Origin of the sequence: Cupriavidus sp. DL-D2 (assembly GCF_039710735.1) — a bacterium.
In the GTDB taxonomy this organism is placed as follows: domain Bacteria; phylum Pseudomonadota; class Gammaproteobacteria; order Burkholderiales; family Burkholderiaceae; genus Cupriavidus.
Genome location: NZ_JBDKXK010000033.1, coordinates 54,802 through 77,033 on the forward strand (window position 1 = coordinate 54,802; position 22,232 = coordinate 77,033).

General features: G+C 66.2%; 17 protein-coding genes. 9 read left to right on the plus strand and 8 right to left on the minus strand.

The window, feature by feature from the left end; translation table 11 throughout:
- Positions 1–31: 31 nt before the first annotated feature.
- From ABDB81_RS18320 to ABDB81_RS18345, 6 genes are all read left to right on the plus strand, one after another.
- Positions 32–430 (plus strand): auxiliary protein of the heavy metal cation-transporting efflux system HmyCBA, encoded by a 399-nt coding sequence (locus tag ABDB81_RS18320; RefSeq protein ID WP_346812720.1) that lies wholly within the window; start codon positions 32–34, stop codon positions 428–430.
- 198 nt (positions 431–628) lie between these two features.
- Complete coding sequence (locus tag ABDB81_RS18325) at positions 629–2,035, plus strand: TolC family protein (protein WP_137926756.1); 1,407 nt, start codon at positions 629–631, stop codon at positions 2,033–2,035.
- 2 nt (positions 2,036–2,037) lie between these two features.
- Entirely contained in the window at positions 2,038–3,195 is a 1,158-nt protein-coding gene (locus ABDB81_RS18330) for an efflux RND transporter periplasmic adaptor subunit (RefSeq protein ID WP_160474026.1), read from the plus strand.
- A 6-nt stretch (positions 3,196–3,201) separates the two neighbouring features.
- Positions 3,202–6,318, plus strand: a complete 3,117-nt coding sequence (locus ABDB81_RS18335; RefSeq protein WP_137926754.1) for an efflux RND transporter permease subunit — start codon at positions 3,202–3,204, stop codon at positions 6,316–6,318.
- A gap of 99 nt (positions 6,319–6,417) precedes the next feature.
- Positions 6,418–6,807, plus strand: a complete 390-nt coding sequence (locus ABDB81_RS18340; RefSeq protein ID WP_346812724.1) for a DUF2880 domain-containing protein — start codon at positions 6,418–6,420, stop codon at positions 6,805–6,807.
- 117 nt (positions 6,808–6,924) lie between these two features.
- A complete protein-coding gene (locus ABDB81_RS18345; protein WP_137926752.1) occupies positions 6,925–7,422 on the plus strand; it encodes a DUF1579 domain-containing protein in 498 nt (165 codons plus the stop codon).
- Between the two features lie 38 nt (positions 7,423–7,460).
- Here ABDB81_RS18345 and ABDB81_RS18350 read toward each other — a convergent pair whose 3' ends face one another.
- Positions 7,461–7,784 carry a hypothetical protein gene (locus tag ABDB81_RS18350; RefSeq protein ID WP_160474024.1) on the minus strand — a complete coding sequence of 108 codons (324 nt, stop codon included), beginning with the start codon at positions 7,782–7,784 and terminating at the stop codon, positions 7,461–7,463.
- A 193-nt stretch (positions 7,785–7,977) separates the two neighbouring features.
- Between ABDB81_RS18350 and imuA the strand changes: the two genes are divergently transcribed.
- From imuA to ABDB81_RS18365, 3 genes are read left to right on the plus strand one after another with little or no spacing between them, the layout of a single operon-like run.
- The gene (gene imuA / locus ABDB81_RS18355) at positions 7,978–8,859 is read left to right on the plus strand and encodes a translesion DNA synthesis-associated protein ImuA (protein WP_160474023.1); all 882 of its coding nucleotides are present in this window, start codon (positions 7,978–7,980) and stop codon (positions 8,857–8,859) included.
- Positions 8,792–10,387 carry a DNA polymerase Y family protein gene (locus ABDB81_RS18360; protein WP_346812728.1) on the plus strand — a complete coding sequence of 532 codons (1,596 nt, stop codon included), beginning with the start codon at positions 8,792–8,794 and terminating at the stop codon, positions 10,385–10,387. The genes imuA and ABDB81_RS18360 overlap by 68 nt, the downstream gene beginning before the upstream one ends.
- An 18-nt stretch (positions 10,388–10,405) precedes the next feature.
- On the plus strand, positions 10,406–13,834 hold the full coding sequence (locus ABDB81_RS18365) for an error-prone DNA polymerase (protein ID WP_346812730.1): 3,429 nt from the start codon (positions 10,406–10,408) through the stop codon (positions 13,832–13,834).
- On the opposite strand, the gene ABDB81_RS18370 is transcribed toward ABDB81_RS18365, so the two are convergent.
- The 7 genes from ABDB81_RS18370 to ABDB81_RS18400 form a co-directional block, all read right to left on the minus strand.
- The gene (locus tag ABDB81_RS18370; RefSeq protein WP_346812733.1) at positions 13,831–14,697 is read right to left on the minus strand and encodes a citryl-CoA lyase; all 867 of its coding nucleotides are present in this window, start codon (positions 14,695–14,697) and stop codon (positions 13,831–13,833) included. The genes ABDB81_RS18365 and ABDB81_RS18370 overlap by 4 nt on opposite strands.
- Complete coding sequence (locus ABDB81_RS18375) at positions 14,694–15,893, minus strand: CaiB/BaiF CoA-transferase family protein (RefSeq protein WP_346812735.1); 1,200 nt, start codon at positions 15,891–15,893, stop codon at positions 14,694–14,696. The genes ABDB81_RS18370 and ABDB81_RS18375 overlap by 4 nt, the downstream gene beginning before the upstream one ends.
- A gap of 20 nt (positions 15,894–15,913) precedes the next feature.
- Positions 15,914–16,906 (minus strand): tripartite tricarboxylate transporter substrate binding protein, encoded by a 993-nt coding sequence (locus ABDB81_RS18380; protein ID WP_346812738.1) that lies wholly within the window; start codon positions 16,904–16,906, stop codon positions 15,914–15,916.
- 561 nt (positions 16,907–17,467) lie between these two features.
- Positions 17,468–18,154: a phosphorylase gene (locus tag ABDB81_RS18385; protein ID WP_346812741.1), complete on the minus strand. Its 687-nt coding sequence runs from the start codon at positions 18,152–18,154 to the stop codon at positions 17,468–17,470.
- A gap of 5 nt (positions 18,155–18,159) precedes the next feature.
- The gene (gene shc / locus ABDB81_RS18390; protein ID WP_137927854.1) at positions 18,160–20,169 is read right to left on the minus strand and encodes a squalene--hopene cyclase; all 2,010 of its coding nucleotides are present in this window, start codon (positions 20,167–20,169) and stop codon (positions 18,160–18,162) included.
- Positions 20,170–20,239: 70 nt separating this feature from the next.
- Complete coding sequence (gene hpnD, locus ABDB81_RS18395; protein ID WP_137927853.1) at positions 20,240–21,073, minus strand: presqualene diphosphate synthase HpnD; 834 nt, start codon at positions 21,071–21,073, stop codon at positions 20,240–20,242.
- A gap of 393 nt (positions 21,074–21,466) precedes the next feature.
- Complete coding sequence (locus ABDB81_RS18400; RefSeq protein ID WP_039009350.1) at positions 21,467–21,670, minus strand: cold-shock protein; 204 nt, start codon at positions 21,668–21,670, stop codon at positions 21,467–21,469.
- Positions 21,671–22,232: the final 562 nt, after the last annotated feature.

A 22,232-nucleotide genomic window follows, 5' to 3' on the forward strand; every position in this document is an offset into this window, starting at 1 on the left:
CTGTTTCGACTGGTTTCCGCCCCCGAGCCTGATGCGTTTTCTCGTTTTCCTGCTGACTGCCCTGTGCTTGTCCGCGCTGTCGTTCCCGGCAGCGGCGAACGTGCGCGCGGACGCCGTGCAGGCGGAGGCGGTGGACTACGCGATGCAGGCGGCCGATGACGATTTGTCGCAGCTCGTGCTGCCGGGCGATCCGGACTACGGTGAAGACGAGGTGGCTGACGATGGCCCGCCGCCGGGCTATTGCAACATCTGGTCGGCCGACCTGCTCGATCCGCTGGACCTCTTCGACGCCGTTGACGAGACCAGCGCACTGTTCGTACTCCCTTCCTTCCAGCTTCCCCAGTCCGTGGACGATCTGGTGCAGCCGCTCGCCGCGCGCACCACGTTCGAGTCTGAGGGCGTGTTCCGCCCGCCCAATCTCCTCGGCTGATCTGCCGAGCCGCCGTGCGCGCAGCTTGATTCGCGCCCACGGTGTGCTTTCCTTGTCTTGCGCCCCCGAATTCGCGTGATGCCCTGAGCATCGCGCCGTAACGCCTTGCCACACGCGTACCCGCCATGCCGGCCGGTACGGTTGGCGCGCGTGGATGCCGGAGGGGCGGGACAGCCGTACCGTTTGATTCTCTCCGACATGAAGACCAAAACAACGTTGACTTGGGTCGCGTCGCTGTCTTTCCTGACAGCGCCCGCCTGGGCCGCGCAGCCCGTGCCGGTCAGTTCTGCCCCTTCGCCCGCCAAGGCGGGTGCCCCTGCCGGATCATTGCCGGCAACCACCACGCTGGCGGCCCGTGCGATGCCCCGGGTCACCACGCCCGCCGCCGAAACCTTCGAACTCCAGCAACTGCTGGAACTCGCCCAATCGACCAACAAGGGCGTGGACGCTGCCCAGGCCAATGTGGATGCCGCCACGGCAGCGATCACCACGGCCCGTGCCTATCCGAACCCGCAGGTGGAAGTGATGTATGGCCGCCTGCACGGCAAGGAAGCTGGCGTGCAAAGCGGCAATGCGCCGTCCTACGCCTTTGTGCAGAAGTTCGATTATCCGAACCAGCGCAGCCTGCGCGAGCGGATGGCCGGACGCGGACTCGAAGCCTCCGAGGCCCAGCGCCAGACCTTTCGCGCCGAACTGGCTGGCCGCGTGAAGACCGCGTACTTCCAGGTGCTGCGCCGCGAGACCGAACTGGCTGCCGCGCGCGAGGACCTGACCCTGATGCGCCAGATCCAGGAACGCGCCAAGGTGCGTGTGGATGTGGGCGAGGCGCCACGCTATGAACTGATCAAGGCCGATACCGAACTGCTGGGCGCGCAGAAGACGCTGCAAACGGCGGAGTTGCGCGTGGAGCAGGCCAAGGCGTCGCTGCGTCAGCAGGTGGGCGGCGCGTTGCCGGCCAGCTTTGCGCTGCACGGCAGCCTGTCCCATGCGCCCAACGTGCCGAATCTGGCCGTGCTGCGCGACACGCTGCAAGCCAACAATGCCGAACTGAACCAGCGCCGCAGCGAAGTGGAACGCGCGCGCCTGGGCGTGGATTACCAGCGCTCGCTGCGCTGGCCCGAGGTGGCCGTGCGTGCCGTGACCAACCGCGAGCCGGACAACAACGTGAACCAGATCGGCCTGGTCATGACCATTCCGCTGTGGGACCGCCGCAGCGGCCCGGTGGGCGAGGCGACCGCACAGGCCACGCAGGCCCGCACGGCGCTTGAGGCGCGCGAGTTCGAACTGACGCAGGAACTGAGCAACGCTTACCAGCAGTACGAGATCACGCAGGCCCAGGTCACGGCGCTGGAATCCGGCATCGTGCGCGAAGCGGAATCGGCGCTGGGCGTGGCGGAAGCCGCCTACCGCTTTGGCGAGCGCGGCATCCTGGATTACCTCGATGCACAGCGCGTGCTGCGCAATGCGCGCAGCGAACTGATCACCGCGCAGTACGAACTGCAGGTTGCCGCCATCCAGATTGAAAAGCTCATGTCGGCCACGCCCGGCGCGCCCACTGGCGCCGCCCCGGCCTCCGCCATGCCCGCCTACCAGACTCCGAACTGATCATGCGTCCCTCTCACTCCCTGCTTTCCATTGCAGCCGCCGTCATGATGGTGATGACGCTGGCAGGTTGCTCCAAGGACCCCGAGCCGGCGGCTGAAGCGCCCAAGCTGCCGCCGGGTATCGTCAAGCCCGCTGAAAACCTGCAGAAGACCCTGAAGGTGGCCGCCCTGGGCACGTCTCCGTTCAGCGAGATGCTGCGCGTGGCCGGCCGTATCGATTTCGACGAGCAGCGCGTGTCGCGCATCGGCGCCACGGTCACCGGCCGCGTGACCGACCTCTATGCCGTGCTCGGCCAGGAGGTCAAGGCCGGCCAGGTGCTGGCCCGCCTGCACAGCAGCGAACTGGGCGCCGCCCAGATGGCCTTCCTGAAGGCCGAAGCGCAGAACGACCTGCAGGCCCGCAACGCCGAGCGTGCGCGCCAACTGTTCGACGCCGACGTGATCGGCCGCGCAGAACTGCAGCGCCGCCAGAGCGAATACGCGATTGCCGCCGCCGAGATGCGTGCCTATCGTGACCAGCTTCGCGTGCTGGGCATGTCCGCCGGCGCGATTTCCACGCTGGCCAAGAACGGCAGCATCGATTCCTATTCGCCGGTGTTCTCCAGCATCAGCGGCACCGTGGTGGAGCGCAATGTGGCGCAAGGCCAGGTGGTGCAGCCCGCGGATGCGCTCTACACCGTGGCGGACCTGTCGCGCGTGTGGGTCGTGGCCGAGGTGCCCGAGCAGCAGGCCGCGCAGGTGGCCGAAGGCCAGAACGTGGAGATCGAGGTGCCGTCGCTGGCCAATGGCAGCGGCACCATCACCGGCAAGCTGATCTATGTGGGCCGCACGGTCAGCCCGCAGTCGCGCACGGTGCTGGTCCGTACCGAAGTGGAAAACAAGAACGGCGCGCTGAAGCCCGCCATGCTGGCCAGCATGCTGATCGCGGGCAAGCCCACCGATACGCTGGTGGTGCCCGGCTCCGCCGTGGTGCGCGATGGCAACGACGAGCAGGTGTACGTGGAAACGGCGCCGGGCCAGTATCGACTGACCAAGGTGAAGCTCGGTTCCGAAAGCGACGGCATGCGCGTGGTGCAGAGCGGCGTCAAGGCCGGCGACCGCATCGTGGTGGAGGGGGCTTTCCACCTCGACAACGAGCGCAAGCGTCTGGAACAGGGGTAATCCGCCATGATGACATCGCTTGTTGAAGCCGCAATCAAGCAGCGGCTGGTGGTGTGCGTGCTGGCGGTGGTGCTGTTCTTCTTCGGCCTGCGGGCCGCTGGCAAGCTGTCGGTGGATGCTTTCCCGGACGTGACCAACGTCCAGGTGCAGATCGCCACGGAAGCCACCGGCCGTTCGCCCGAGGAAGTGGAGCGCTTCGTCACCGTGCCCATCGAAATGTCCATGACCGGCCTGCCGGGCCTGGAAGAGATGCGCTCGCTGAACAAGGCGGGCCTGTCGCTGATCACGCTCGTGTTCACGGACAAGACCGACGTCTACTTTGCGCGGCAGCTCGTCATGGAGCGGCTGATCGAGGTGGGCGGGCGTATGCCCGAGGGCGTGGCGCCGGTGCTCGGCCCCGTCTCCACGGGTCTGGGCGAGGTCTACCAGTACACGCTTGATCTGCCCAGTGACGGCAACCGCGAACTGACGCAGGAAGAACTCTCGGAGCGCCGCATCGCCCAGGATTGGGTGGTGCGTCCGCTGCTGCGCTCGATTCCCGGCGTGGCCGAAATCAACTCGCAGGGCGGCTTCGTGCGGCAGTACCAGGCACTGGTCAACCCGGAGCGCATGCGCCACTACGGCGTGAGCATCCAGCAGGTCTACCAGGCACTGGCGCGCAACAACGCCAACTCGGGCGGCGGCGTGCTGCCGCACTACGCGGAGCAGTACCTGATCCGCGGCGTGGGCCTGGCCAAGGGCGTGCCTGACATCGAGAGCATCGTGCTCAAGGAGGTCAACGGCACGCCGGTCTACCTGCGCGATGTGGCGCGCGTGGAGATCGGGCACGAGGTGCGTCAGGGTGCGCTGGTCAAGAATGGCCAGACCGAATCCGTGGGCGGCATCGTGATGATGATGCGCGGCGGCAATGCCAAGGAAGTGGTCAGCCGCGTGAAGAAGCGCGTGGCGGAGATCAACGAGCGCGGCATGATCCCGGGCGGCCTGCAGATCGTGCCGTACTACGACCGTAGCGAACTGGTGGATTCGGCGCTGTGGACCGTGACCAAGGTGCTGCTCGAAGGCGTGGTGCTGGTGGTGATCATCCTGTTCCTGTTCCTCGGGGACGTGCGCTCGTCGATCATCGTGCTGGCTACGCTGGTGCTCACGCCATTACTGACGTTCATCGTCATGAACCGGATGGGGCTCTCCGCCAACCTGATGTCGCTCGGGGGGCTGGCGATTGCCATCGGCCTCATGGTCGATGGATCGGTGGTGGTGGTAGAGAACGCGTTCGAGCGGCTGGGGCATGCCGAGAAGAGCGGCCTGACCAAGACCGAGATTCTGGTCAAGGCCGTGCAGGAAGTGGCCACGCCGGTGGTGGTGGGCGTGGGCATCATCATCCTGGTGTTCCTGCCGCTGATGACGCTGCAGGGCATGGAAGGCAAGATGTTCGCGCCGCTGGCCTTCACGATCTCGATCGCGCTGGCCATCTCGCTGTTCCTGTCGCTGACGCTGTCGCCGGTGCTGTCCTCGTATCTGCTCAAGGGCGGCGCCGAGCATGACACGTGGCTGATTGCGTTCATGAAGCGCCACTACCTGCGCATGCTGCACTGGGCGCTGGCCAACAGCAAGAAGACGGTGCTGTCGGCGGTGGGCCTGTTCGTGGCCACCGTGATGATCGTGCCGATGCTCGGTACGTCGTTCATTCCGGAAATGAAGGAAGGATCGATCGTGCCCGCCATCGACCGCGTGCCCAACATCTCGCTCGAGGAATCGATCAAGATGGAGAAGCTCGCCAACAAGATGGTGCTGGAAGTGCCGGGCGTGAAGTCGGTGGTGTCCGGCGTGGGCCGCGGCGAAAGCCCGGCTGACCCGCAGGGCCAGAACGAATCGACGCCGATTGCCAGCCTCAAGGACCGCGACGAGTGGCCCGATGGCTGGACGCAGGACGATATCGCCAATGCCATCCGCGAGAAGCTCGCCACCATTCCGGGCGTGCAGATCGTGATGGCGCAGCCGATCTCGGACCGCGTGGACGAAATGGTCAGCGGCGTGCGCTCGGATATCGCCGTGAAGATCTTCGGCGACGACCTCGACAAACTGCGCGAGCTGGCAGGCGAGATTGCCCGCGTGGCGGGTGGCATCAAGGGCTCGCAGGATATCCGGCTGGAGCGGATCTCGGGGCAGCAGTACCTGTCCATCGAGATCGACCGTGCGGCGATTGCGCGTTACGGGCTGAACGTGTCGGACATCCACGACATCATCGAGATCGCCATCGGCGGCAAGCGCGCCACGGATATCTTCGAAGGCGAGCGCCGCTTTGCGGCGGCGGTGCGCCTGCCCGAAGAGTTCCGCAACAACGTGCAGGCCATCCGCCAACTGCTGGTGCAGGCGCCGGACGGCGTGCAGGTGCCGCTGCAGAGCGTGGCCAAGATCGAGGTCAGCGATGGCCCGGCGCAGATCAGCCGCGAAATGGCCAAGCGCCGAGTGGTGGTGATGATCAACGTGAAGGATCGTGACCTGGGCGGCTTTGTGGCCGAACTGCAGGCCGCGACCGAAGCCAAGGTCAAGCTGCCGGAAGGCTACTACTACGAGTGGGGCGGCCAGTTCCAGAACATGGAACGCGCCATGGGCCACCTGAAGATCATCGTGCCGATCACCATCGCCGCGATCTTCTTCCTGCTGTTCCTGCTGTTCAACTCGCTGCGGTACGCCACGCTGATCATCACGGTGCTGCCGTTTGCATCGATCGGCGGCATCATCGGGCTGTTTGTCACGGGCGAGTATCTGTCCGTGCCGGCATCGGTGGGCTTTATCGCGCTATGGGGCATGGCGGTGCTCAACGGGGTGGTGCTGGTGTCGTATATCCGCACGTTGCGGGAGTCCGGCATGTCGCTGCGCAATGCCGTGGTGCGCGGTGCCACGCAGCGCTTCCGGCCGGTGATGATGACCGCCACCATTGCGATGCTGGGCCTGGTGCCGTTCCTGTTCTCGACGGGACCGGGCTCCGAGGTGCAGCGTCCGCTGGCCGTGGTGGTGATCGGCGGGCTGATCACGTCGACGCTGCTGACGCTGGTGATGGTGCCGGTGCTGTATCGCTGGTTCGACGACCGCAAGCCGGAGTCGCGCGACATGTCGGTGTGATGCCGATGATGTGATGTCGATCAGGTAGCCGCATTACAATGGCGGACGGCCGGCATGCATCGCGCGTGCCGGCCGTTTTTTTGTTCTGGAGTGTTCACCATGACAACGCAAACGCGTCGCGGGTTGGCGGCGTCTGTCGCTTTCGTGATGTCTCTGGCGATGCCGGCACTGGCATCGGCCGCATCCGCCTCGGCCCCCGGTCCCGACGGTTCCACCAACACCGAACTCGGCCAGCGCGGCGGCCGCCCCGAAGCACCCGAGGCGCCGTTCGCCTGCATGCAGGCGGTCAAGGCCAAGATGCCCCATCCCGACCAGTTTCGCTGGACGGCCAGCACCACGCGCCGCGTGGCGGAGGACGTCTACAGCGTGGTGGGCGCGGTGGAGTTCGTGAACCAGGCCGGCGAGGCCCGCAAGGGCGACGTCCAGTGCGATGTCATGCGCGCGCCCGGCAACCAGTTCATCGTCCCGAAAATCCGCCTCCCTCAGTAGTTGGAAGACGCCCCGGTCCACATGACATTTCTGTCATGTGGACCGATTCATGTGGACACCGGCGGGATCGTTTCCTAGTCTTGTGTACGTTGTACACATTAACCGAGGAGACGTTGCATGAACACCGAAGTCACCAACGAACATCGCTGGCTGCACAAGCTGGTAGGCAAGTGGATTGCGGAGGGCGAGGCCCAGATGGGCCCTGATGCGCCAGCCGAGAAATGGAAGATTCCCGAGCAGGTCACCCAGATCGGCGACGTCTGGGTGCAGACGCGCTCCGAAGGCGATTTCCCGGGCTGCGGCCCGGCCACGACGCTGATGACGCTGGGCTACGATCCGGCCCGCAAGCACTTCGTGGGTACCTTCATCGGCTCGATGATGACCCACCTGTGGGTCTACGAAGGCGACCTCGAAGCCGATGGCCGCACGCTGACACTACGCGCCGACGGCCCGGCCTTCACGCCGGAAGGCACCGTGGTGGCAGGCAAGATGGCCAAGTACCGCGACGTGATCGCGTTCCAGGACGACGACAACCGCACGCTCACCTCGTTCATGCAGGGCGACGACGGTCAGTGGACGCAGATCATGCAGGCGCGGTATCGAAGGGAAAAGTAAAGGTAGGGAAGGGCGGACCGAGGACCGAGGACCGAGAATCAGGCCCGGTCCAGTTCGCTGCTGTTCCACCACGCTTCCAGCAGCGGCTGGAAGCGGTCATCGGGGGCGGGCGGGACGCGCGTGCTCTTGCGGGCGGCCGGCAGTTGGCGGCCGGTCAGCTGGTAGAAGACGGCGGCCGGCGGGGTGCCGGGGCCGTAGGGTACGTGGTCGATCACGCTCATCTGCCGTGCGGCTTTCAGGGCGCGCGTGGTTTCCTCGGCGCTCAAGCCGCAGGCGTCAGCCAGCGCATCGCGGCGCAATGGCCCCTGGCGCTGCATTCCTTCGATCAGCAGATGCACGCATTCGCGCGTATTCCGTTTCATAGCAACGCATTGTTCCGTACTGCCTGACACTTCACAATGACACTTCACAGTTGTTTGCATTCGCCGGGGCCGGACTGTGGCAGACGCGCAAACATCGTTTTGAAAATGCCATTTGCAGCACATCGGGAGCCTGCCTCTTGCATCGGTGGCGATACTGTATAAACATACAGTATTCGACAAAATCCTATGCATCATGGCTGCGCCCCTGCAGGAGCAGCCGTCGCTTCTGGCGGCGGACCCTGTGCCCCCATCTTCTTCCGTGCATCGCCAGTCGGTGCGCGAACTCGAACATCGCTATCCCGGCCTGTGGCGCGCGGGCCAGCTGGGCCATGCCGGCCGCTTGCCGGTCTGCCCGACCGGCTATGACGCCCTGACCGCCGAGTTGCCGGGCGGCGGGTGGCCGGCGGGCGCCGTGACCGAGTTGCTGCTGGCGCAGGAGGGCGCGGGCGAGCTGCGGCTGCTGATGCCGGCGCTGCGCACGCTGGCCGAAAGCGGGCGGCGCATCGGCTTCGTCAATCCGCCTTACCTGCCGAATGCCGCGGGTCTGGCATCGGGGCTGGCCGAGGGCCTGCCGGCACGTCATCTCTACTGGGTGCGCCCTACCACGGGCGCGACGATGGCTGCGCAGCGCACGGACATGCTCTGGGCCGCCGAGCAGATGCTGCGCAGCCAGGCGTTCGGTGCGCTGCTGGTCTGGCTGGCCGGTGCACGGCCCGAGGCGCTGCGGCGCCTGCAGGTGCTGGCGCAGGCTGGCGATACCGTGGTGTGGGTGCTGCGCCCGATGCGCGTGCTGCACGAATCGTCGCCAGCGGTGCTGCGGTTGGCGCTGTCGCCGCAGCCGGGCAACCTGATGTCGATCGTGTTCCACAAGCGGCGCGGTCCGGTTCGCGATACGCCGCTGCTGCTGCCGCTGGAAGGCATGGCGCATGTGCCGCAGCGCACGGGCCTGCCGGCGGTGGTTCCTGCTCCTGCTGTTCCTTCTGTCGTTCCTTCTCATGTTGTTGCCGATGACGTTCTGGATCGCGGTGCATCTGCCGCGCCTGCCGCTGGACGCGCTGCAGCCGAACTGGCCTGAGCCAGCCGGCGCGGTCTCCCAGCCGCCGAGTCCTTCCAGCCCCGTCACCGGCACGCTGCATCAGCTTCCGGTGGCGGTGCTGGAGCGCGAGCGCGTGGTGCTGGCCAACGGCCCGGCCGTGGCGCTGGGCGTGGGCTATGGCATGCGGCGCGGCGGCGTGCAGGCGTTGTCTGCGGATGTGGTGCAGCTCGAACGCGATCTCGTGGCCGAGGCAGCGCTGATGACCTCGGTGGCGCTGACGCTGCTCCATTTCACGCCGGGCGTGACGATCGATCCCGAACCGGAGTCGGCCACGGTGATGCTCGACGTCACGGCCAGCCTGCGCCTGTTCGGCGGCCATCGTGCGCTGTGCCGCGCGGTGCGCGCCCGTGTGCGGCAGCTCGGCACGTTCGCGCAGATTGGCAGCGGCACCACGGCCCAGGGCGCGGCCTGGCTCGCGCGCCAGCCGGTGCGCAAGACTGCGCGCGGCATCGTGCGGCCCGCGCGGCGTGCGGTGCAGCCTGCGCGCATGCTGCGGCTGCTCGATCGCCTGCCCGTGGATTGCCTGCATGCGCTGGCCGATCCCGAGTGGCTCGAAGGTATCGGCTGCCGCACGCTGGGGCAGGTGCGGGCGCTGCCGCGCGCGGGGGTGTCGCGCCGGCTCGGCACGGGGCTGCTGGCGCGGCTCGACGAGGCGTATGACCAGACGCCCACCGGCTTTGTCTGGTTCGAGGCGCCGCCCACGTTCGCACAACGGATGGACCTGCCGGGGCGCATCGAATCCGTCGACGGCGTGCTGGCCGGCGCGCAGCGGCTGCTGCTGGCGCTGTCGGGCTGGCTGGCCGCGCAGCAGGCCGGGGTCACCCGCTGCGTGCTGGTGCTCGAACACGAACGCTACCGGCTGGGCGAGCAGATGGACACCACGCCGGTAACACTCGCGCTGGCGCAGCCGAGCCGTGACGCCGCGCATCTCTCCAAGCTGTTCCGCGAGAAGCTCGACAAGGTGCATTTCCATGCGCCGGTAGGTGGTCTGGGGCTGCGCGTGGAGACGATGGAAACCTGCGTGCCGCAGAGCGATGCGCTGTTTCCCGATCCGGGCGCTGAGCCGGCCGAATTGGGCCGCCTGATCGATACGCTCGTGGCGCGACTCGGGCGCGACAACGTGCTGCAGCCGCATCCGCTGGCCGACCATCGCCCCGAAAGCGCCAACCGCTGGTGTCCCGTGGACGAGCCACCGGCCCGGCCTTCCGCGCGCGCGTCGGGGCCGTTGCCGCCCGAGCGTCCGCTCTGGCTGCTGGAGTCGCCCCGTGCGCTGCGCGTGGAGAAGCATCGACCCGTGTACCAGGGGCCGCTGGTGATGCTGACGCGTCCCGAACGTATCGAAGCAGGATGGTGGGACGGTGGGCTGGCCACGCGGGACTACTTCATCGCCGAGCGTGAGGATGGGCTGCGCTGCTGGGTCTATCGCGAACGGCCGGGTCGCCCCACGCGCGACGGGCAGGAAGACGGCGGCGAATACCGCTGGTTCCTGCACGGCCTGTTCGCCTGAGCGCCGGGAAGGATCGCCATGCTGCCCGGATTGTCTTCGCTGCTGCCGTCTCTGCCCGACTACGTGGAGCTGCACTGCATTTCCAACTTCACGTTTCTCGATGGCGCCTCGCATCCGCAGGAGCTGATCGAGCGCGCGTTCCAGCTTGGCTATAGCGGGCTGGCGCTGACCGACGAGTGTTCCGTGGCGGGCACGGCGCGCGCGCATCACGCCATCAAGACGTTGCGCGAGGAAATGTGGGAAGCCGTCGCGCGCAGCGCGCGGCGTCTGGCGGCGGGGCAGACGGCGGGGGAGAGCGACGAGGTGGATGAACTCGCAGCCTTCTTGGCCAATGAGGATGACGACGAAGCCGAGGAGGATGACGATGGTGATCCGGCCGGTTTCGGCCACGATCCCGATGCCGCCGTGCGCCGCCACGCCATGCTGGAGACGCTGGCCGCCGCCGCCGATGACTTCAACCTGATCATCGGCAGCCGCTTCACGCTGGCGGCAGCGCCCGGCGATACCGTGCCGCCGCCACGCCTCGTGCTGCTGGCCTGCAACCGCGAAGGGTTCGGCAATCTCTGCGAGTTCATCACGCTGGGCCGCACGCGCGCGGAGAAGGGCAGCTATCGGCTGCATCCGTCCGATCTCTCTGATCCGCAACCCGACCAGTCCCACTTGCGCGGCATGCCCGATTGTCTGGCGATCCTGTTGCCCGACTACTGCGCCGATACCGACGTGCTGCGCGCACAGGCGCGCTGGTGCCGCAACGTCTTCGGCGATCGCGTCTGGATGGGGCTCGAACTATTGCAAGGCCATGCCGAAGCGCTCCATCGCACGCGCTTGCAGGAGGTGTCGCAGGAGACCGGCCTACCGCTCGTGGCGGCCGGCGCCGTGAACATGCATGTGCGTTCGCGCAAGCCGCTGGCCGATGTGCTGACCGCGATCCGGATCGGCCAGCCGCTGCCCCAGTGCGGCATGGCGCTCGCACCCAATGCCGAAGCACACCTGCGCATGCGGCAGGTGCTGTCGCGGCTCTATCCGCGCGAGGCGCTGGCGCAGACACTCCGCATCGCCGCACAGTGCCGCTTCTCGCTCGACACGCTGCGCTACGAGTATCCCGAGGAAATCGTGCCGGCCGGCTATACGCCAATCGGCTATCTGCGCGCGGAAGTCGAGAAGGGGATTCGCGAACGGTTCCCGCACGGCATGGAGCCCGAGTGGGAAACACAGATCGAAGGCGAGTTGCAGCTGATCGAGGAGAAACACTACGAGCCGTTCTTCCTGACCGTGCATGACATCGTGCGCTTTGCGCGGCGCGAGGGCATCCTGTGCCAGGGGCGCGGCTCGGCCGCCAACTCGCTGGTCTGCTACTGCCTGCATATCACCGAGGTCAGTCCGGAGCAGGCCAACCTGCTGTTCGGCCGCTTTCTTTCGCGCGAGCGCGACGAGCCGCCCGATATCGACGTGGATTTCGAGCATCAGCGGCGCGAGGAAGTCATCCAGTACATCTACAGGAAGTACGGGCGCCATCGCGCTGCGCTGGCCGCGTCGCTGATCTCGTACCGCTCGCGCAGCGCGTTGCGCGACGTGGGGCGCGCGCTCGGCATCGATGCGAGCGTGGTGGAACAGGTGGTCAAGGGGCAGGCATGGTGGGATGGCGGCACGGCATTTATCGAACGGATTTCGCGCTATGGGCTCGATCCGGATTCGGTGGCGGTGCAGCAATGGGCCAGTCTGACGGAACAGTTGCGCGGCTTTCCGCGTCATCTGTCGCAGCACGTGGGTGGGTTCGTGATCGCACAGCACAAGCTGTCGCGGCTGGTGCCCATCGAGAACGCGGCGATGAAGGATCGCAGCGTGATCCAGTGGGACAAGGACGATCTGGAGTCGCTGGGTCTGCTCAAGGTGGATGTGCTGGCGCTGGGCATGCTGACCGCCATCCGTCGCGCGCTGGCGATGATCCCGAACCCGGAACCCGAACGCGCCGGCCTGCCCACGCGCATGGAAGACCTGCCCGAGACCGACGACAAGACCTACGACATGATCTGCAAGGCGGATACCGTCGGCGTGTTCCAGATCGAATCGCGCGCGCAGCAGTCGATGCTGCCGCGTTTGCAGCCGCGCCAGTACTACGACCTGGTGGTGGAAGTGGCCATCGTGCGGCCCGGCCCGATCCAGGGGGGCATGGTGCATCCGTACCTGAAGCGGCGCGAGGATCTGCGCCGCACGGGCAAGCTGCCGACCTACTTCGACGATGTGATCCGGCGTGTGCTGGGCCGTACGCTGGGCATCCCGATTTTTCAGGAACAGGTGATGCAACTGGCCATCGATGCAGCCGGTTTCACGCCAGGGCAGGCCGATCAGTTGCGTCGCTCGATGGCCGCATGGCGACGCAAGGGCGGATTGGAAAAGCATCAGGATGCATTGATGCGCGGACTGACGTCGCACGGCTATCCCGAGGCATTCGCCATCGGCATCTGCCGGCAGGTGGAGGGATTTGGCGAATACGGTTTTCCGGAAAGCCATGCCGCCAGCTTCGCCAAGCTCGTCTATGTGAGTGCGTGGATCAAGTGCCATTACCCCGACGCGTTCCTATGCGCGCTGCTCGACAGCCAGCCGATGGGCTTCTACTCGGCCTCGCAACTGGTGCAGGACGCGCGGCGCCATGGCGTGGTGACACAGCCCGTAGATGTGACGATCAGCAACTGGGAAAGCGCACTGGAGCCGCGCCGGCCGAGGCAGCCGCATCGCGATGTGCGGCTGGGCATGAATCGCGTGAAGGGGATGCGCGAAACCGCCGCGCTGCGCATCGAGGCCGCACGGGCCGCGCAACCGTTCGACAGTGTGGAAGACCTCGCCCGTCGCGCTGAACTTGATGCCCACGATATCGACGTGTTGGCCGCTGCCGATGCGTTGCGTGCACTGGCCGGTCATCGTCGGCAAGCCCGCTGGCAGGCGCGCGCAGCCGTGGTGCAGACCTCGCATCGCGATTTGCTCCACGAAGCGCCGCCACCCGAACGCGAACTGGAACTGGCCGCGCCAAAGATCGGCGAGGACGTGGCCGGCGACTACGCCAGTACGGGCCTCTCACTGAAATGCCATCCGCTGACACTGCTACGGCGCCGGCTGGCCGCGCTGAAGTACATCACGGCGGAGCAGTTGACGCGCATCGGCAATGGCCGCCGCGTGCGCGCCTGCGGCATCGTCACGGTGCGGCAACGCCCCGGCACGGCCAAGGGCACCATCTTCACTTCGATCGAGGATGAAACCGGCGCGATCAACGTGATCATCTGGCCGGGACTCGTGGAAAGCCAGCGCAAGGAGGTGCTCGGCGCCACGCTGCTCGGCGTCATCGGCACCTGGCAGCGGCAGGGCGACGTGCGACACCTGGTGGCCGAGGAGCTGGTCGACATGAGTCCGCTGCTCGGCCGATTACTGGTGTCGAGCCGGGATTTTCATTAACGACCGGTTTCTCGACCCGGTACATCCCTTTGCGCCACCCCGTCGTACGTCCAGATGAACTGACGCGGAATCGGGCCCTTGTTGCGGCCGCCTTGCTGGGTCTGTTCCCATGCGTGCGACAGGATGCCCACCGAGCGCGACAGGCAGAACAGTCCGCGCGCCAGCGGGGCAGGGAAGCCGAGTTCCGCGTAGATGACCGCCGTGGCGCCGTCGATGTTCATCGGGATCGGCTTTGCGCGGCCTTCGCCGAGCTTCTGTTCCACGGCGCGGGCGATGGCTGCATATCGACCCGACACCACGCCATCGCAGGCAGCCTGATCCACCAGTTCCAGCAAGCGCGGCGCGCGGGGATCGATGGGGTGGAAGCGATGGCCGAAGCCCGACACGAACTTGCCGTGCAGGTCGCGATAGTCCGCCAGGCCGGCAGTCACGGCATCGGCGAGCGTCATGCCTTCGTCTTCACGGCGCGCAATGTCGTGATAGAGCGCCACGGCTTGCTCGCCCGCCCCGCCATGCACATCGCCGAGCACGTTGACGGCTGAGGCCATCGCGTTGTTGAGACCCACGCCACAGGTGGCGGCCATGCGCGCAATGGCGATGCTGGGCGCCTGTGGGCCATGGTCGACGGCGGCCATCAGCGCGGCGTCGAGCAATTCGCCCTCGCGCGGGGCCGGCAACTCGCCCCGCAGCATCAGCCAGATCATCTGCGCGAAGGAGACGTTGCCGATCAGTTGCTCGATCGGATAGCCGCGATAGCGGATCTCGCCCGGCTTCATGTCGATGATCTGCGTGTGCCACCAGTCCTGCGATGCCTGCTGACCGGCGTCCATTGCCACAGTCGAAGAGGTTGGGGTGTCGCTCATAGCGCGCGCTCCTGTTTCAAGGTGGCAATGTCATCGGCGCCGTAGCCGAGTTCGTGGAGGATGGCGTCAGTGTGCTGGCCCAGTTGCGGCGGCGGGGTATCCACCGACGGCGCCGTGCCGTTGACCTTGAAGCCCGTGCGCACCAGTCGGATATCGCGCCCCACGCCGGGCACATTGGCGAACGCGCCGATCATGCCGCGATCACGTACCTGCGGATGGGCCAGCACGTCGGGCACATCGAGCACCGGGCCGGCGGGCACACCGGCATCGTTGAGCAACTGCCACCATTCCGTGGCGGATTTCTTCGCGAGTTCGGTTTCGAGTTCGGCGGTCAGCGCGGCGCGGTTGGCCAGGCGGGACTGCCGTTCCGCGAAGCGCGGATCGGTGGCGAGTTCGGGGCGGCCGATCACGCGGCACACCGCTTCGAACTGCTCCTGCTTGTTGGCGGCGATATTGAGCGGGCCCTGGCCGGTGCGGAACGTGCCCGACGGGCTTGCCGTCATGTTCTCGTTGCCCATCGGCACGGGGTTCTTGTTCGCGATCAGGTGGTTGGACACCTGCCAGCCCATCGTCGCCATGGTGGCTTCGAGCATCGATACGTCGAGGAAGTAGCCTTCGGTGCGATCCTTGTCGGCCAGCGACGCGGCGATGGCAAAGGCAGCGGTCATGCCGCCGATGGTGTCGGAGACGGGGTAGCCCACGCGCAGCGGCGCGCTCTGTGGATCGCCGGTGATGCTCATCACGCCGGACATGCCCTGGATGATCTGGTCGTACGCCGGCAGGTCGGACAGCGGCCCATCCTGTCCGAAGCCCGAGATTGCGCAATAGATCAGACGGGGGTTGACGGTCTTCAGCGTGTCGAAGCCCAGCCCAAGACGGGTCATCACGCCGGGACGGAAGTTCTCCACCACCACGTCGGCGCCTTCCACGAGCTTGCGAAAGACTTCCTTGCCGCGCGCGTGCTTGAGGTTGATCGTGATCGATCGCTTGCCCGGGTTCTGCGCCAGGAACGATACGCCCATCAGGTTCCGGTTCAGTTCCGGATCGGCGCCGAGCTGGCGCGCGAGGTCGCCCGTGCCCGGCGTTTCCACCTTGATCACCTCGGCGCCCATGTGGGCCAGCTGGTGGCAGCAGAAGGGGCCGGCCAGCACATTGGTGAGGTCGAGCACGCGGATATTGCGAAGCGGCTTTTGCATGGTGTCTTGCCTGTCGGGGTTCAATCGACGCGGGCGCCCGATTCCTTGACGATGGCGCCCCAGTGCGCGTTCTCGCTCTTGATGAAGGCGGCCAGTTCCGCCGGCGTGCCGCCGCGCGGTTCGCTGCCTTCGTCGTGCAGCTTGGCGATGGTGGCCCGCTGCTTGAGCGCCTTGTTGATTTCCGCGTTGACGCGCGCGATGACTTCGGGCGAGGTGCCGGCCGGTGCCACCACGGCTTTCCAGTCTTCGGCCTGGAAGCCGGCGTAGCCCTGTTCGGCCACGGTGGGCACGTTCGGCAGCAGCGCCACGCGCTTGGCGGAAGTCACCGCCAGCGCGCGCAGCTTGCCCGCCTTGATCATCGGCATGGCAATGGGCGGCGTGGCGAAATAGAAATCGGTCTGGCCGCCCATGAGGTCGGTCAGTGCGGGCGAGGCGCCCTTGTACGGCACGTGCAGCGCCTTGATGCCCGCGCGGCGCTGGAACATCTCGCCGGTCAGGTGACCCACCGTGCCGGTGCCGGCCGAGGCCATCGACAACTGCTTCGCCTTGGCAGCCGCCACGAGGTCGGCCAGCGACTTGTACGGGGCGTCCTGCCGCACGATCAGCACCACGGGCTGCGCGGCCACCAGCGCCACTGGCGCGAAATCCTTGACCGCGTCGTACGGCATCTTCGGATACAGCGTCGGGTTGATCGCGAGGTTGGCGGTCTGGCCCATGCCAAGCGTGTAGCCGTCAGCCTTGGCCTTGGAAACGAGATCGAGGCCGATGTTGCCGCCTGCGCCTGCACGGTTTTCCACCACGACCGTCCACTTGGACGAAGCGCCAACCGTGTTGAACACCACGCGCGACAGCACGTCGGTGCCGCCTGCGGGCGGGAAGGGCACCACGAGGCGGATTGGCTGGGCAGGGTAGGTGTCGGCGGCAAGCGCCACGGGCGTGGCAAGCAGGGCTGGCGCGGCTGCAACCACGGCGCAAAACAGGGCGCGACGCAGCGGGAACGTGAAGCGGGTCATGCGGTCTCCATATCTTTGAGTTCTATACAATAGAACAATGGTCTTAAAGAAAGAACCATGGGCGCAAGATTAGGAGGGGTTTGGGGGTGGTGTCAAGCGGGATTTCGGGGGAGATGGAGGCAAGTGCGGGCGCAAGCGCTCCCTGTCGGTTTGCTCCCCTCTCCCGCAAGGCGGGAGAGGGGCTGGGGGAGAGGGTCAGCGGTGCAATCGCTGACAGGTCGCAAATTGAACCGCATGCCCTCACCCCCACCCCTCTCCCACTTCCATGGGAGAGGGGAGCGCCTCGCGACGGTTATCGTTCTAGCTGCGGGGTGTGCTCCCCTCTCCCGCAAGGCGGGAGAGGGGCTGGGGGAGAGGGTCAGCGGTGCAATCGCTGACAGGTCGCAAATTGAACCGCATGCCCTCACCCCCACCCCTCTCCCACTTCCATGGGAGAGGGGAGCGCATAGCGACGGTTATCGTTCTAGCTGATGGGTTTGCTCCCCTCTCCCGCAAGGCGGGAGAGGGGCTGGGGGTGAGGGAAAGACAGGAAGGCGGCCTCAGACGGCCGTCAGGATCGAATCAGACAGCCGCAAGCGCAGGCAGCGCGAACCGGGCACCCGCAGCGCGGCGGGCGTCGGCCAGGGCGGCCTTGGCGGTGGCGGCATCGCGGCCCAGGCGGATCAGCCCGGGCAACTGGTTGGGTGCCTTGAGCAGGCCCAGCACGATGGCGCGCACATCGGTGCTGCCATCGTCGCCCATGCCGGCCACGGCCAGCGGCGGCACGGCGCGGTCGGCGGGGTCGATCACCACGCGCAGCGCGGCGAACGGAATGCCATGCGTGTGTGCCACGCGAGCCGCGATATGCGATTCCATATCGACAGCCAGCGCACCGTGGGCGTCGTGCAGCGCGCGCTTGTCATCGACGGTGGTGACCGCCGCATCGGCACCGGCCAGCAGGCCGCAGACGGCGTTGGGCAGCGCGCGCCGCAGCGCGGCGGTCCAGTAGGGAGCCGTGCTGAAGGAGTGCGCGCCGCTGCGTACGGCGGTGCCGACGATCACGGTGCCGGGCGGCAGCGTGGGATCGAGCCCGCCCGCCACGCCGAAGCTGATCAGCCCGGCGCAGCCCTGCATCAACCGGATGTCCAGCGCGCGGGCCAGCATCACGTCGCGGTGGCCGAACATCGTCTCGACGCCGGTCCCCGCTGCAATGCGGGCCTCGAAATCCATGCCGCTGAGCGCCACGACGAGCGATTGCGGCGTGCCCATGGCGGTCACAGTCCCCACGCCACGGCGTGGTTGCCGTCGCGCAGCAGGTTGCGGAAGCGCGCCAGCGCCCACAGCGGGAAGAAGCGCGCGTAGCCGTGATAACGCAGGTAGAACACGCGCGGGAATCCCACGGCGGTGAAATACGGCTCGTCCCAGAAACCATGGCTGGCCTGCGTGCGCAGCAGGTATTCCACGCCGCGTGCCACGCAGGGGTGATGTCCCGCACCGGCCGCCATCATGCCGAGCATGGCCCAGGCAGTCTGCGACGCCGTGCTCGGTGCCTTCTCATAGCCGCGATAGTCGAGCTTGTAGCTGTCGCCGGATTCGCCCCAGCCGCCATCTTCGTTCTGGATCGAAGCCAGCCACTGCGCGGCGCGCTGCATCTCGGGCGCATCGGCGCCGATGCCGGCCGCGTTCAGGCCGCACAGCGCGCTCCACGTGCCATAGATATAGTTGGTGCCCCAGCGGCCGAACCAGCTACCGTCCGCCTCCTGCTCGTCGAGCACGTAGCGCAGCGCGCGTGCCGCCGCCTCGCTGTTGGCGGGCATCTGGCCGAGCTGGCACAGCATTGCCAGGCAGCGTGCCGAGACATCGGTCGTGGGCGGGTCCAGCAGCGCGCCGTGATCGGCAAACGGGATGTTGTTCAGGTAGAGATGCGTGTTCTCAGGTTCGAACGCGCCCCAGCCGCCATTGCCGCTCTGCATGCCGATGACCCATTCGCACGCGCGTGCAATGGCGGGCGTGTAGCGGTTCGAGCAATCGCCACGGTCGGCGCGATCCATCGCGGCGGCCACCACGGCGGTGTCATCCACATCGGGGTAGTGCGGGTTGGCGTACTGGAAGGCCCAGCCACCGGGTCGTACGTCGGGCCGGCGCACGGTCCAGTCGCCGCGCAACTCCAGTTCCTGCAGCGGCACCAGCCAGTCCAGCCCACGCGACGCCGCGGCAATGGTGCGCGGCTCGCCCACCTCCAGCAGCGCATGGCTGGCCAGCGAGGTATCCCACACCGGCGAGAGGCACGGCTGGCAGTAGGCTTCGTCATCGCGGATGACCAGCAGCTTGTCGATCGACTTGCGCGCGATGGCACGGTCCGGGTCGTTCGCGGGCACGCCGAGCACGTCGAACATCATCACGGAGTTGACCATCGCCGGGAAAATTGCACCCAGCCCTTCCTCGCCATTGAGCCGTTCGACCGTGAAGGCCCGTGCGCGCTCGATGGCGCGCTGACGCATGCGGCGCGGGAACAGCGGTTCGGCCACGCGCACCACGGCATCGAGCGCGCGGAAAACGGTGACCCAGAGCGGACTCTGGTGCGGCGCGCGCGCCGGCAGCCGCGTGGCCTGAGCTGGTCGCAGGAAGAGTTCGTCGATACCGATCTTGCGCGGGTTGCGGGCTTTCGGACGCAGGCTGTTCAGCACGAGCAGCGGCACGACCACCGTGCGCGCCCAGTACGACACCTTCGACAGATGGAACGGAAACCACTCGGGCAACAGCATGATTTCCACGGGCATCATCGGCACCGCCTGCCACGGCATGACACCGTACAGTGCGAGCAGCGTGCGCGTAAAAACGTTACTGGCCTCGGCGCCGCCCATCGCGTGGATGGCGGCGCGCGCGCGGCGCATGTGCGCGGCCTCGGGATCGTCGCCGGCCATCTTCAGTGCGAAGTACGCCTTGACGCTGGCGCTGACATCCGGCGCTCCGGCGTGGAACAGCGGCCAGCCGCCGTCCGTCCCCTGGATGCGGCGCAGGTAATTGGCGATCTTGCCTTCGAGTACGAGGTCGGGTGTTTCGCCCAGGTAGTGGACCATCAGGATGTACTCGGCCGGAATGGTGGCATCGGCCTCGAGTTCGTACACCCAATGGCCATCGGCCTGCTGCTGGGCCAGCAGCGCATCGACGGCGTGCGCGATGCTGTCATCCAGCGGATCGGGCAGGGTGGATGGGGCGGCACGGCGCTGGCTGGCGCGCTGTGCGTCGTTCCTGGAAATGGTGATCGTTGCAGCCTGGTTCATCAAATCTTGAGGGCGCTTCTTTCTGGGCGATGCGGCGGCCGGCGCCGCACGCATCGACGACAAACGGGGGTCAGGCGATGGCGTGCCGCAGCACGATCCAAGCGAGCCTGGCCTTGGGAACGCGCACACGCACGCGCGGCGTCTGCCATCCACGCGCCAGCAGGCGCGTCAGGATCTCGTGATAGACGTCGTACATGATGCGCGGCGAACGCACCACACGCGAGGGGCAGCGCGCCATGATCGATGTGGAGGCGTCGTAGTGCGCCTGGGCATCGCGGGCAATGCCACGGCAAACCGCGTCGATACCGGCATGGTCGATCACCGCACGCGGCGTGCTGACCGGAATGCCGGCAGCCGCCAGCGCTTCGGCCGGCAGGTAGAGCCGCCCGATCTCGGCATCTTCGTCGAGATCGCGCAGGATATTGGTCAGTTGCAGCGCGCGGCCCAGATGGTGCGCCAGTTCGATGCCCGGGCGCTCTTCGATGCCGAAGACGCGTACTGCCAGGCGGCCCACGGCGCTCGCCACGCGGTCGCAATAGATATCCAGCGTGGCGGCGTCCGGTGCAACGATCGTGGCGACGACATCCATGATCATGCCGTCGATGACGTCATGAAAATCCTGCTGCTGCAGGTTGAATGCCTGAATCTGCTCGTCGAGGCCGCGCAGGTGCGCGGGCGCCTGGCCGGCATAGCAGGCCGCGATGTCGGCGCGCCAGTCTTCCAGCGCTGCCAGGCGGTCGGCATGCTGCGTGTCGCCGTCGGCAATGTCATCCACAGCGCGGCAGAACGCGTAGATCTCGAACATGGCCTGCCGCTGCGAGACGGGCAGGATGCGCATGGCCGTGTGGAACGAACTACCAGCAGACACGGCAGGGCCAGGCGTTGCGATTTCAGTACCGGCCACGGTTTTTCCTCGGCACGCTATAGGTCAGGCTCATGGGTGCGGCTTCCGGCCTGGTTTCGGGTTTTTCAGAGTCGGGCGATTATAGCAACTTGGCCCTGCTGTTGCTGTGTGGCCCCTTGAGCACATGAGAACGCCGGGAAGGAAGGCTCCCCGCCAGCGCAAAACCGAATCATTGCGCCAGTTCGTTGCGCGCACTGGGCGTTGCTGCCCGGCCGTCGCAATGTCTTGCTGCGCGAGCCGGCAAATACGAAAAGAACACCGCTTTTGAATCGTTTGGAATAAATCGACCGGCCGGTAGATCTTCATCCATTGCAACGATTATCTTTTCTACAAAATAGAAAGCCCCGCCGAAGCGGGGCTCCCAGGCCAGAAACTCGGCCCGCCAATCCTGACTTAGACAGCCTGGATCTTCGTGGCTTGCTCGCCCTTCTGGCCCATGGCCTTGACGTAGCGGACCTTCTGGCCTTCCTTCAGCGACTTGAAGCCATTGCCTTCAATCGCCGAGAAGTGGGCGAACAGGTCGTTGCCGCCTGCGTCCGGGGTGATGAAGCCGAAGCCCTTGGCGTCGTTGAACCACTTAACGGTACCGGTTTCCATATTTGCTATATCCAACCTTGAATTTCAGATGAGCTTGATTGCCCGCCAAAGCATGTTGCCCACTACGAACCGGAGCAATAACAGCTACAGGCCGATGCACATGCGAGGAGTCATTCTGCCGTTTTTTTTCTGCGTGTCAATCGGACTTACCCCCTAACGGTGTTTCGGCATGCAAACAGCAGATATTAGAGTTTTCTACATCAATTCCGGGTTTGTCTGACATCAGATTAGATGGTCAGGTGATATGACATGGGGCATTGCATATCCGCGGTATCGGTAGTCGGTACGAATGAGGAGGGTAGCCGGCAGGGGCAGGGGGTGCCTGCCACAAAGGACACCATCCTTGCTTACTCCATATGGACTATGGCTACCAAAGTATGATGCCGGGACAATACAGGTTAAAACATTATCCGGTGGCCAGCAGCAATGCCGAGATGCCGGAACCGGGTGCGCAGGCACCCAACGCCAGAAACGGGGAATCAGATGTCATTCCAGAACTAGCCAGAACCACCGGGCGTCTTGCGCTCGTCCAGCACCAACTTCAGTGTTTGCCAGTTGTTCG